This window comes from Streptomyces sp. NPDC039424 (assembly GCF_055639495.1).
The window spans coordinates 15,934-28,798 of record NZ_JBVKAI010000004.1 but is presented as its reverse complement, the minus strand read 5'-3'; the positions used below and the strand labels follow the sequence as shown (position 1 = coordinate 28,798).

The following is a 12,865-nucleotide window of genomic DNA, read 5'->3' as shown; positions in this document are numbered from 1 at the left end:
GGCAGCCGCCACTCCGGTCGCACTCAGCGCACCACCCGGTACAGCACCTGCCCACCCGGCCCCCGGGCCACCACCCGCAGCCCGGAATCCCGCAGCCCGCTCCCCCGGTCCACCACCCACCGCACCCCGTACGACCTCACGATCCCCGACCGCACACCCCCGGCCGTCCCCACAGCGAAGTACCGCCGGACGGCCGCGTCCCTGCGCCCCGCATCCGCGAGGAACACGTCGGGATACCCGGGCGCCACGGTGTACGCCCCGTACGCCGGGATCTGCCGCGCCGCCCCCGTCGGCGCCATGACCACATCCCCGTACTTCACCCAGGGAGTGATCCACCGATACCCCACCCAGGGCTCCCGGTACTTCGCCGCGACCGCCTCCGGCAACGCACCCCGCCCGACCACATAGCCCACCGTCCCCACCTGCGTCCACGCCCCCAGGGCCAGCGCGGCGCCCAGCACACACGCCCACCCCGCCCGCCGCCCGCCCGACACCACCTCCAGCCCGGCCGCGAGCTGCGCCGGGATCAACGCGGCCGGCAGCACCCGCCCCCACGCGTAGTGCCCGCTCACCCCGCCCGCGGCGAACACGACCGCCCCCAGCACGAAGAAGATCACCAGCGGGTCCCACCGGTCACGCCGGAACCGCAAGGCCAGAGCGGCCACCCCGAGCAGCACCAGCCCGAACCGCCCGAGCAGATGCCCGTACAACGGCCGGTGGATCGCCTCGAGATCCGCCCCGGCAGAGAACAGCGAGAAGAAGTCGTAGTACGGCCACCCCCACAGCACCGCCAGCCCCACCAGCACCCCCGCCCCCAGCCGTACGAGCACCGCCCGCCCCGGCCGCGCCGCGACCACCGTGGCCAGCGCGCCCAGCGAGGCCACGACCCCGGTGAACTGGTGGCACAGCAGGATCACCGCCCACAGCACCCCGAGCCCCGGCCACACGCCCCACGCCGTCCCGGCACCGCCGCGCAGCGCCCCCGTCAGCCAGGCCCAGAGGTGAAAGGCGAGACCGAGCGCGAAGACACTCGGATACGACACCGTCAGCGCCAGGGAGTTGAGCCCGAGGAACCCGCTCCACTCGAACAGGCTCGGCCCCCACAGCAACAGCAGGCACAGCAGTGCCACCGCGGGCGCGGCCCGGTGCGCGCTGAGCGTCCGGACGTACCGCCACACACCGCTGACGAGGAGCCCGAGCCCGACGAGCGCGGCGACCCGCAGCACGACGAACACCGACAGCCCGCTCACCCGGGCGAGGCAGCCGAGCAGCAGCATCCACGGCGAGTAGTACGGGCTCGGGGTGTCCGCGTCGACCAGCGGATTGCCGGGGTGCAGCAGGTTGTGCCGCAGCCGTTCGATCGTCGCCGCGTGCATACCGAGATCGCCCACCCACGGAAGGCGGACGATCACCAGGAGCATCAGGGCCAGGACGAGCGCGACGGCGGCCTGCGGAAGGGCTCCACCAGGCGATGCGGTACTCGTCCGACGGAAACTCACATGCCGGACTTTATCCGAAAAGCACCGAACTTCGAGGTTGCACAGGGGGCGAAAGAGCGGCGCCCCGAGCCGTCCTGCCCGGGGCGCCCTCAGTTGCCGTACGGCCTACGAATGCGTACGCAGCAGCGTGCGCATCGTCCGCATGGCCACCGAGAGGTTGGCGAGATCGAAGGTCTCCGAGCCCCGGATCTCCTCCAGCGTGGTGCGCGCCCGGCTCAGGATCGCCGAGTTCTTCTCCTCCCAGGCCTTGAAGCGCTGCTCGGGAGTCGAGGTGCCGTTGCCGACGGCGAGGACGTCCGCGGTGAGGGCCGCGTGCGCCGCGTACAGGTCCTCGCGGATGGAGGCGCGGGCCATGGACTGCCAGCGGTCGGCGCGGGGCAGCTCGATGATGCGGTCCATGAGCTGGGTGATGTGCAGCCGGTCGGCGAGGTCGTAGTAGACCTCGGCGACGTCCAGCGGCTCCTTGCCCGTGCGGTCGGCCACCGAGACGATGTCGAGCGTGGGGAAGGCGGAGGAGAATCCGGCCACCCGCGTCGCCAGCTCGTCCGGGACACCGGCCCCGACCAGCTCGTCGTACACGTGCTGGTACCACTCCAGGTCCTCGCCGCGCAGCAGCTTGGGCAGCTGCTGCCAGACCTGCTCGACCCGCTCGGCGAAGAAGTCGACGGTCTCGGCGAGCTGCAGCGGCTGCGGCCGGTTGTTGAGCAGCCAGCGCGTGCCGCGCTCCACCAGGCGGCGGGAGTGCAGGCGGATGCGGGTCTGGACGGCGGCGTCGACCCTGTTGTCGAGCGCCTCGACCGCGTCCCACACCGGCGCCGAGCAGAAGATCCTGCGGGCCGCGGTCTGCGCCCGGACGATCTCCTCCAGGGAGGCCCCGGTCTCCTCGCGCAGACGGTGCAGATACGTCGTACCGCCCGTGTTGACCGTGTCGTTGACCAACACCGTCGTGGTGATCTCGCGGCGCAGCGGGTGGCCCTCGATCTGGTCGGCGAACCGCTCGCGCAGCGGGGCCGGGAAGTACGCGTGCAGCAGGCTGCGCAGATACGGGTCGTCCGGCAGCGAGGTGTGCAGCAGCTCCTCGGCGACCGTGATCTTCGTGTACGCCAACAGGACGGCCGTCTCCGGGCCGGTCAGGCCCTGCCCCTGGGCGAGGCGCTCGCGGATCTGGCGGTCGGCGGGCAGGAACTCCAGCGCCCGGTCGAGGTGGCCTTCCCGGACCAGGTGGCGGATGAAGCGCTGCTGGGCGTGGAGCATGTCCTTGGACTGGGCCAGCGCGTTGGCGATCGCCGTATTCTGCGCGTAGTTGTTACGCAGGACGAGACGGCCGACCTCGTCGGTCATCTCGGCGAGCAGCTTGTTGCGCTGCTTGACGGTCATGTCGCCGTCCGCGACCAGTCCGTTGAGCAGGATCTTGATGTTCACCTCGTGGTCGGAGGTGTCCACGCCCGCGCTGTTGTCGATCGCGTCGGTGTTGATCCGGCCGCCGTGCAGCGCGAACTCGATGCGGCCCAGCTGCGTCAGACCCAGGTTGCCCCCCTCGCCGACGACCTTGACGCGCAGGTCGGCGCCGTCGACGCGGATGGCGTCGTTGGCCTTGTCGCCGACGTCCGTGTTGGACTCGGTGGACGCCTTGACGTACGTACCGATGCCGCCGTTCCACAGCAGGTCCACCGGGGCCTGGAGGATCGCCTTCATCAGGTCGGCCGGGGTCATCTTGGTGACCCGCTCCTCGATGCCGAGGGCCTCGCGGATGTGGGCGTTGACCGGGACGGCCTTCGCGGAACGGGGGAAGATGCCGCCGCCCGCCGACAGCAGGGCGGTGTCGTAGTCGGCCCAGGAGCTGCGCGGCAGCTCGAACAGGCGCCGGCGCTCGGCGTACGAGGTCGCCGCGTCCGGGTCGGGGTCGATGAAGATGTGCCGGTGGTCGAAGGCGGCGACCAGGCGGATGTGCTCGGACAGCAGCATGCCGTTGCCGAACACGTCACCGGACATGTCGCCGATGCCGACGACCGTGAAGTCCTGGCTCTGGGTGTCCACGCCCAGCTCCCGGAAGTGCCGCTTGACGGACTCCCAGGCGCCGCGGGCGGTGATGCCCATGCCCTTGTGGTCGTAGCCCGCGGAGCCGCCGGAGGCGAAGGCGTCGCCGAGCCAGAAGTTGTACTGCTCGGCGACCCCGTTGGCGATGTCCGAGAAGGTCGCGGTGCCCTTGTCGGCGGCGACCACCAGGTACGTGTCGTCCCCGTCGTGCCGGACGACGTCCTGCGGCGGCACGACCTCGCCGGCCACCATGTTGTCGGTGATGTCCAGCAGCGCCGAGATGAAGGTCTTGTAGCTGGCGATGCCCTCCGCCAGCCACGCGTCCCGGTCCACGCTCGGGTCCGGCAGCTGCTTGGCGACGAAGCCGCCCTTGGCGCCGACCGGCACGATGACGGTGTTCTTCACCATCTGCGCCTTGACCAGGCCGAGGATCTCGGTACGGAAGTCCTCGCGGCGGTCCGACCAGCGCAGGCCGCCTCGGGCGACCTTGCCGAACCTGAGGTGCACGCCCTCGACGCGCGGCGAGTACACCCAGATCTCGTACGCCGGACGGGGCGCCGGCAGGTCGGGGATGGCCTGCGGGTCGAACTTCATGGAGACGTACTCGTGCGGCTTGCCGCCCAGGGCCTCCTGGAAGAAGTTGGTGCGCAGCGTCGCCTTGATGACGGTGAGGAAGGAGCGCAGGATGCGGTCCTCGTCGAGGCTCGCCACCTGGTCGAGGGCGGCGTCGAGCTCCTCCAGCAGCGCGTCGACGATCTCCAGCCCGGCGCGCTGCCGCTCCGGCGACATCCGCGCCTCGAAGAGGGAGACGAGCAGCCGGGTGGTGTGGACGTTGTTGCGGAGGGTGTCCTCCATGTAGTCCTGGCTGAAGGTGGAGCCCGCCTGCCGCAGGTACTTGGCGTACGCGCGCAGCACCATCGCCTGCCGCCAGGTCAGCCCGGCGCTCAGCACGAGGGCGTTGAAGCCGTCGTTCTCGGCCTTGCCGGTCCAGGTGGCGGCGAAGGCGTCCTGGAAGCGCTCGCGGGCGTCGTCGGCGAGGTAGTCCCCGCTGCCGCTCACCTTGGGCATGCGCAGGCCGAAGTCGTAGATCCACGCGGTCGACCGGTCGGTGCAGCGCAGTTCGTACGGCCGCTCGTCCACCACCTCGACGCCGAGCCGGTTGAGGACCGGCAGGACGGCGGAGAGGGAGACGGAGGCGCCCTTGCGGTAGATCTTGAAGCGGCGCTCGTCGGGTGCGGCGCCCACCGGCTCGTAGAGGCTCAGCGAGAAGTCGTTGCCCGCCTCCGGGCTGAGGCGTTCGAGGTGGACCAGGTCGGCGACGGCCGCGCGCGGGCTGTGGTCCGCCTTGTAGCCCTCGGGGAAGGCGTTGTTGTAGCGGCGCAGCAGCTCGGCGGCGCGCTCCTCGCCGAGTTCGGCGTTGAGGGCCTCGGCGAAGGCGTCGGCCCAGGAACGGGCGGCCTCCACGAGGCGGGCCTCGATGCGCTCCTTGTCGGCGTCGGACAGCTGGGGCAGCTCGGTGCCCTGCGGGACGCGGACGACGAAGTGCAGCCGGGAGAGGATCGACTCGGTGTTCCAGGCCGTGAAGTCGACGCTGGTGCCGCCCAGCTCCTCCTTCAGGATGTCGATGATCCGCAGCCGGACGCCGGTGGTGTAGCGGTCTCGGGGGAGGTATACCAGGGCGGAGTAGTAGCGCCCGTACTCGTCCTGGCGCAGGTAGAGCCGCAGCCGCCGGCGCTCCTGCAGGTACAGCACGGACGTGACGATGGACTGGAGCTCGGCGACCGGGGTCTGGAAGAGCTCGTCGCGCGGGTAGGTCTCCAGGATCTGCAGCAGGTCGCGCCCGTCGTGGCTGTTGGGCGAGAACCCGGCGCGCTCCAGCACCTCGTCGACCTTGCGCCGGATCACCGGGACCCGGCGGACGGACTCGGTGTACGCGGCGGAGGAGAACAGGCCCAGGAAGCGTCGTTCGCCGACGACGTTGCCCTTCTCGTCGAACTTCTTGACGCCGATGTAGTCCAGGTACGACGGCCGGTGCACGGTGGCCCGGCTGTTGGCCTTGGTCAGGACCAGGAGCTTGTGCTCGCGGGCCTTGGCGCGGGCGTCGGCCGGGAGCCGCTCGAAGGAGGGGCTGACGGGGTGCTGCTCGGATCCGGAGTGGTGCGGGTCCGAGCGCAGTATCCCCAGGCCGGTGCCGGGGACGGCGGCCAGGGAGTCGTCGCCGCGCAGCTCGTACTCGCGGAAGCCGAGGAAGGTGAAGTGGTCGGCGGACAGCCAGCGCAGCAGCTCGCGGGCCTCCTCGACCTCGGGCAGGGCGAGGTCGCCGGGTACGGGCTCGCCCGGAAGGTCCTCGGCGATGCGCAGCGCCGCCTCGCGCATCTTGTCCCAGTCCTCGACGGCCTCGCGGACGTCGGACAGCACGCGCAGCAGGTCGGAGGTGATCTGCTTCAGGTCGGCGCGGTCGGTCTCGCGGTCGATCTCGACGTGGATCCAGGACTCGATGTGCGCGTCGTGCGGGAGGCCCTCGTCGGCGAGCGGGATGGGCAGTACCTCGATGAGCTTGCCGGTGAGGTCGCGCCGGACGACGAACTGCGGGTGGATGACGACGTGGATGCCGCGCCCCTGCCGGGTCAGCTCATTGGTGACCGAGTCGACGAGGAAGGGCATGTCGTCGGTGACCACCTCGACGACGGTGTGGCTGCAGGTCCACCCGTTCTCCTCCACGGTCGGGGTGTGGACCCGTACGTTGGCCGTGCCCTGGGGGCGGGTCTCGGCCAGGCGGTAGTGCGAGACCGCGGCTCCGAAGACGTCGACCGGGTCGCGGTCGGTGAGGTCCTCGGGGGCGGTGTGCAGGTAGTAGCGCTGGAGGAACGCGAGCACGGATTCGCGGTCCGGGGTCCCCGGAGTGCCCTCGCCCGTCGTCCCAGTCGGTAGGTGCCCCCCGACCGGGCTGTTCTCAGCTACCCGGGCGGCCCTGTCGAGCAGCTCGGCCTTGGCTTCGTCCAGCTTGGTCTGCATTGTCCTCTGGCTCCTGTCGCGCGCCGTTGCGTGACGTAGAAGGAAGTACGGCCTCTTTCCTTCCGGCTCGACGCCACGGCCCGGGGTGTCCGGTCCGGTCCGACGCTATGCCGCAAGGGGAGATGAGCGGGGGGAAATCAGCCATTTTCGGCGCGCCCGACGGGTGTGACGCTGCTCTCCGCAACGCCGTGACCCGGGGAGTGCGCGACGCCTCGGGGACTCTTGCGCCCCCGTCCCGCCCGCGAAGACCAGCGACCGCCACCCGGTCACGGATGTGGTCCGTGCTCTCCGGGCGCAGGGCGAGGGCACCGATGCCCCCGCGAACTATCGCGCTGATCACGCCACAAGGCTATCGCTCCTCACGGGGGGCCCGTCATGAGCCGTATGTGTACAAAACCCGGGGTGGAACTTTGACGTTCTGCACAGGGGCGAGCGCGGCCCGGGTGCCGTATCGGCCACGCCGCCCGGCGACCGCGCGGCGTCACGCCGCCAACCGCTCGGCCTCCGCCACGGCCTCCGCCAAGGTGTCCACCACCGGCACCCCCACCGTCTCCAGACTGACCCGGCTGTGCGACCCCCCGGTGTACAACACGGCCCGCGCCCCCACATACCGCGCCGCCACCGCGTCGTCCGCCGCGTCCCCGATCACCACCGTTCGCGCGGGCTCGACGCCCGCCCCGACCAGCGCCTCCAGGTGCCGCACCATGTGCTCGGCCTTGCTGCCACCGGACGGTCCGGTCCGTCCCTCCACCCGTATGAAATGGGTCTCGATCCCGAACCCCCGCACCAGCGGCACCAGTTCGTCGTGCACGTACATGCTGAGCAGCGACTGGCTGCGCCCGGCCGACCGCCACCCCGCCAGCAGCTCCACCGCTCCCTCGGTCAGCCCGCACCGCACCCGGTGCTCGGCGTAGTACCGATGGAAGACCTCGTCCATGACCTCCCACTCGGCCTCGGTCGGCAGTCTCCCCAGCAGCCGCTCGTAGAACTTCGGCACCGGCACGCAGTACAGCGCCCGGTACTGCTCCAGCGTGATCGGCTCCAGCCCCAGCTCGTCGAACGCCGCGTTCGTCGCCCCGATGATCGCGTCATTGTCGTGGAACAGGGTGCCGTTCCAGTCCCAGACGATGTGCGCGCTTGAGTGCATCCCCATGCCCAAAAACGTACCCGCCGCCACTGACAATCATGAACCGGCGAGGAAACCCGCAGGTCACAGAGGGATGCCCCTGTTTCCCCGGTTACCCGAGCCCCACGAGATTCGGGATCTCCTGCGTGGCGAACCACAGCAGCTCGTGGTCCTCGGCGCCGTCCACGACGAACTGGGCGTCGTCGTCCCCGCCGTCCGCCGCCTCGAGCGCCCCGGCCGCGGCGGCCACGTCCGTCTCCGCGTCGTCCGCGTCCACGTGCACCGCGGCGGCTTTGGCCAGGCGCACCGCTCCGGCCACCCGTACCTCGCCGAGCGCCGCCGGGTCCAGGCCGCGGTCCGGGTCGGCCGTGGCCGCGCCGTCGGAGACGTCGACGGCGACCACGACCCGCCGCCGCGCCGCGCCGGGGTCCGCCGCCAGCAGCCGCAGCGAGGCCAGGGCGGCCCGGCTCAGCGCCGCGTATTCGAGTTCCTCGATGTCGTCGGAGAGGTACCACTCGCGCAGCCCGGGCGTGACGGCGTACGCGACGAACGGTCCCGCCCCCAGCTCCCCTGTCTTGTACGCCTCGGCGAGACCGGAGAGGGTCAGGGGGACGTAGACGCGCATGCTGGCCGCTCTTTCCTGGTCGACAGGCTCCGCTGAGGCTCCGGGGAGGGCGGGTCCCGCGTCTCCCGGAGGGCCTTCAGGATACGTGTGGGAGTCCCCTTTCGGGTCCCCGCCCATGACGCCCCGGACGTCTACCCGGTACCCCCCGATTCACCCGCCCACGGCCCCGTAGTACGGGGTTCACGACCACCCCGACCACTCGGATAGGTGAACTTTCCGGCACCCCGACACCGGCCGGTCCTTCCTTGCCGACGCCGCACACGGGCCCGTACAAGATCCCCACCAGCAAGTTACCGCCCGGTATCCACCGGGCCCGCCGAACGGGGACTTCCATGAACAAGGTCATGTCCAGGGCAGCGGCACAGCAGCGCCCTGGCACCCGCCCGCCGAGCCGCCGCGACTCCCGCCGCCCCGGCGGCACCCCGCCCCGCACCCCGGCCCCGCGCCCCCGTCCCACCGACCTCTTCGCCGACCGCCTCCTCGCCGTGCTGAGCGGCCAGCGCCCCGTCCACTGGATGCTCCGGCACACCGTCGGCCGCGCCTACGACGACCTGGCCCGGCTCGCGGAAAGCGGCCCCCTGCGCACCCACGGCACCCGCCCCGTCGTCCGCGACATCGGCTACTTCGTCCCCCGTGCGGGCGCCGTCGAGGCCTTCGCCCGCATCGGCGCCGGCGACCAGCTCCGCGCCCTGGCCTTCCGCCTGGAACAGGGAGCCGACCTGCGCTGGCGCTGCACAGCGGTGGAACTGGGCGGCCCCCGCGACCACCGCACGGACGACTAGGGCACACATGCCGAAGGGCCGGGCACCCTCGGGTGACCCGGCCCTTCCAAGCCGCTACGGCGCCTTGAGAGCCGTCACTTCTTGCGGCGGCGCCCGGCCTTGGCCTGCTTGCGCCGCTCGGCGCGGGTGAGACCGTCGGCCTCGGAGCGCACGGGCTCGTCCTCGTCGGCGAACTCGCCCTCGACGATGCCGCCCTCGCCGTCCACGGTCGGCGCGGAGAAGTGCAGGTCCCGCCGCTGCGGAGCGTCCAGCCCCTTGGCGCGGATCTCGGGGCGGGCGCCCGCCTGCGCCGGAACCGTGTCCTGCACGCCCTCGGCCACCGGCTGGGCGTCCTCGACCGGAACCTCCTCGACCTGCTGCTCGACCTGGACCTCCAGGTTGAACAGGTAGCCGACGGACTCCTCCTTGATGCCCTCCATCATGGCCTGGAACATGTCGAAGCCCTCGCGCTGGTACTCCACCAGCGGGTCCTTCTGCGCCATCGCGCGCAGGCCGATGCCCTCCTGGAGGTAGTCCATCTCGTAGAGGTGCTCGCGCCACTTGCGGTCCAGGACCGACAGCACGACCCGGCGCTCCAGCTCACGCATGATCTCGGAGCCGAGCTGCGTCTCGCGCGCCTCGTACTGCTCGCGGATGTCGTCCTTGATGGACTCGGAGATGAACTCGGCGGTCAGCCCGGCCCGGTCACCGGCCGCCTCCTCCAGCTCCTCGATGGTGATCCTCACCGGGTAGAGCTGCTTGAAGGCACCCCACAGCCGGTCCAGGTCCCAGTCCTCGGGGAAGCCCTCGGCGGTCTCCGCACCGACGTACGCGTCGATCGTGTCGTCCATGAAGTGCTGCACCTGCTCCTGGAGGTCCTCGCCCTCCAGGACACGGCGCCGCTCGCCGTAGATGACCTCGCGCTGACGGTTGAGCACCTCGTCGTACTTCAGGACGTTCTTACGGGTCTCGAAGTTCTGCTGCTCGACCTGCGACTGCGCGGACGCGATCGCGCGCGTGACCATCTTGTTCTCGATCGGCACGTCGTCCGGCACGTTCGCCATGGACATCACACGCTCGACCATCTGGGCCTTGAACAGCCGCATCAGGTCGTCGCCGAGGGAGAGGTAGAAACGGGACTCGCCGGGGTCGCCCTGACGGCCGGAACGACCGCGCAGCTGGTTGTCGATCCGGCGCGACTCGTGCCGCTCGGTGCCCAGCACGTACAGGCCGCCGAGCTCCTCGACCTCTTCCTTCTCGGCCTTGACCGCCTGCTCGGCCTTCTCCAGGGCGGCGGGCAGGGCGTGCGCCCACTCCTCGATGTGCTCCTCGGGGTCGAGGCCGCGCTGGCGCAGCTCCGCCTCGGCGAGGTCCTCGGGGTTGCCGCCGAGCTTGATGTCCGTACCACGGCCGGCCATGTTCGTGGCGACCGTGACCGCGCCCTTGCGGCCGGCCTGGGCGACGATCGTCGCCTCGCGGTCGTGCTGCTTGGCGTTGAGCACCTCGTGCTGGATGCCGCGCTTGCTGAGCTGCTGCGAGAGGTACTCGGACTTCTCGACCGAGGTGGTGCCGACCAGGATCGGCTGGCCCTTCTCGTGCTTCTCGGCGATGTCGTCGACGACCGCCTCGAACTTGGCGACCTCGGTGCGGTAGATCAGGTCCGACTGGTCCTTGCGGACCATCGGCTTGTTGGTCGGGATCGGGACGACGCCGAGCTTGTAGATCTGGTGGAACTCGGCGGCCTCGGTCATGGCCGTACCGGTCATGCCGGAGAGCTTCTTGTAGAGGCGGAAGAAGTTCTGCAGGGTGATCGTGGCGAGCGTCTGGTTCTCGTCCTTGATGTCCACCCCTTCCTTCGCCTCGATCGCCTGGTGCATGCCCTCGTTGTAGCGGCGGCCGGCGAGGATACGGCCGGTGTGCTCGTCGACGATCATGACCTCGCCGTCGATGACGACGTAGTCCTTGTCCTTCTTGAAGAGCTCCTTCGCCTTGATGGCGTTGTTCAGGTAGCCCACCAGCGGCGTGTTGACCGACTCGTAGAGGTTGTCGATGCCCAGCCAGTCCTCGACCTTGCCGACGCCGGACTCGTGGATGGCGACCGTGCGCTTCTTCTCGTCGACTTCGTAGTCGCCGGTCTCCTCGATGCCCTTGAGCGGGTTGCCGGCCTCGCCCTTCTTCAGGCGCGTGACCAGCTTGGCGAAGTCGCCGTACCACTTGGTGGCCTGGTCGGCCGGGCCGGAGATGATCAGCGGCGTACGGGCCTCGTCGACGAGGATGGAGTCGACCTCGTCGACGATGGCGAAGTTGTGGCCGCGCTGGACCAGCTCGTCCTTGGACCACGCCATGTTGTCGCGCAGGTAGTCGAAGCCGAACTCGTTGTTCGTGCCGTACGTGATGTCGCACAGGTACTGCTCGCGGCGCTGGGCCGGCGTCATGTTGGCCAGGATGCAGCCGACGGACAGGCCCAGGAACTTGTGGACGCGGCCCATCATCTCGGAGTCGCGCTCGGCCAGGTAGTCGTTGACCGTGATGAGGTGGACGCCGTCTCCGGAGAGGGCGTTCAGATAGGCGGGCAACGTGCCGACGAGGGTCTTGCCCTCACCGGTCTTCATCTCGGCGACATAGCCGAGGTGGAGGGCGGCGCCGCCCATCAACTGCACGTCGTAGTGCCGCTGGCCGAGGGCGCGCTTGGCGGCCTCGCGTACCGTGGCGAACGCCTCGGGGAGCAGGTCGTCCAGGCTCTCACCATCGGCGTACCGCTGCTTGTACTCCTCGGTGAGGGCCCGCAGCTCGGCGTCGGAGAGGTCGACGAAGTCCTCTTCGATGGAGTTGACCTGGTCCGCGATGCGGTGCAGCTTGCGCAGGATTTTGCCTTCGCCTGCACGCATGATCTTCGAGAGGACGGACACGGGGGCTGGTCTCCTTGCCGGTCGGGCCTGGGACGGTCGGTTTCCATTACTGAGCAACGGCCATCGTATGCGAGGACCCGGGCACGCCGGGAGGCCTGGCGGCGCGACGGCTGCTTCACAGGGGACAACGGCCGGGCCACGCGGATAGTGCCGCATCGACACGGGGAATTGCGCGAAACGTGTCCACGCGCTCACGCACGGCGAAATGATGGCGTCCCGCATGCCGTCCGAGCACAATCGGCCGATGGAACCCGTGACGCTCGCCACCGACCGTCTGCTGCTGCGCACCGTCGGCCCGCAGGACACCGACGCGGTGTACGCCGCCGCCCAGGATACCGACCTGCAGCGCTGGATCTCCCAGTTCCCGTCGCCCTACCTGCGCGAACACGCCGAGAGCTTCACCGGGCAGATGGCACCGGACGGGTGGGTGCACGACTCGATGTACACCTTCGGCCTCTTCCTGCCCCGGGGAGAGCTGGCGGGCATGCTGGGCATCACCATGCGTGCCCTGGGTGTCGGCGAGATCGGCTTCTGGGCCGCGAAGGAGCACCGCGGCAACGGCTACGTCACCGAGGCCGCGCTCGCCGCCGCCCGCTGGGCCTTCACCACGCTGGCCGTCGACCGGATGGAGTGGCGCGCGGAAGTCGGCAACAGGCCCTCCCGCGCGGTGGCGGAACGCGTCGGCTTCACCGTCGAGGGCATCCTGCGCTCCGCGATCAACAACAAGGGAGTACGAAGGGACTGCTGGGTGGGCTCCCTGCTTCCGTCGGACCTGGGGCTGCCGTCCACGGCGCCTTATCTGCCGGCGCCGGAGCACTCGCGCTGACCCTCAGCGCCCGCCGAATCCCCAGTTCACCCCGCACTGTCAGACCCACCTTCTATCGTCCGGACTC

The 12,865-nt window shown here is 70.3% G+C and carries 7 protein-coding genes; 2 read left to right on the top strand and 5 right to left on the bottom strand.

Features of this window, described 5'->3' with window-relative positions; all coding sequences use genetic code 11:
- Positions 1 to 23 precede the first annotated feature (23 nt).
- The 4 genes from ACZ7L0_RS11455 to ACZ7L0_RS11440 form a co-directional block, all read right to left on the bottom strand.
- Complete coding sequence (locus tag ACZ7L0_RS11455; RefSeq protein WP_471242732.1) at positions 24 to 1,421, bottom strand: hypothetical protein; 1,398 nt, start codon at positions 1,419 to 1,421, stop codon at positions 24 to 26.
- Between the two features lie 183 nt (positions 1,422 to 1,604).
- A complete protein-coding gene (locus tag ACZ7L0_RS11450; RefSeq protein ID WP_471242229.1) occupies positions 1,605 to 6,551 on the bottom strand; it encodes an NAD-glutamate dehydrogenase in 4,947 nt (1,648 codons plus the stop codon).
- Positions 6,552 to 7,032: 481 nt separating this feature from the next.
- Positions 7,033 to 7,704 carry an HAD family hydrolase gene (locus ACZ7L0_RS11445; protein ID WP_471242228.1) on the bottom strand — a complete coding sequence of 224 codons (672 nt, stop codon included), beginning with the start codon at positions 7,702 to 7,704 and terminating at the stop codon, positions 7,033 to 7,035.
- 85 nt (positions 7,705 to 7,789) lie between these two features.
- The gene (locus ACZ7L0_RS11440; protein WP_471242227.1) at positions 7,790 to 8,302 is read right to left on the bottom strand and encodes a DUF6912 family protein; all 513 of its coding nucleotides are present in this window, start codon (positions 8,300 to 8,302) and stop codon (positions 7,790 to 7,792) included.
- Between the two features lie 332 nt (positions 8,303 to 8,634).
- Between ACZ7L0_RS11440 and ACZ7L0_RS11435 the strand changes: the two genes are divergently transcribed.
- Complete coding sequence (locus ACZ7L0_RS11435) at positions 8,635 to 9,084, top strand: Rv3235 family protein (RefSeq protein WP_471242226.1); 450 nt, start codon at positions 8,635 to 8,637, stop codon at positions 9,082 to 9,084.
- 74 nt (positions 9,085 to 9,158) lie between these two features.
- Here ACZ7L0_RS11435 and secA read toward each other — a convergent pair whose 3' ends face one another.
- Positions 9,159 to 11,972, bottom strand: a complete 2,814-nt coding sequence (gene secA, locus ACZ7L0_RS11430) for a preprotein translocase subunit SecA (RefSeq protein WP_471242225.1) — start codon at positions 11,970 to 11,972, stop codon at positions 9,159 to 9,161.
- A 244-nt stretch (positions 11,973 to 12,216) separates the two neighbouring features.
- Here secA and ACZ7L0_RS11425 point away from each other — a divergent pair, with 244 nt between their 5' ends.
- Positions 12,217 to 12,798 (top strand): GNAT family N-acetyltransferase, encoded by a 582-nt coding sequence (locus tag ACZ7L0_RS11425; RefSeq protein WP_471242224.1) that lies wholly within the window; start codon positions 12,217 to 12,219, stop codon positions 12,796 to 12,798.
- The last annotated feature ends 67 nt before the right edge of the window (positions 12,799 to 12,865 follow it).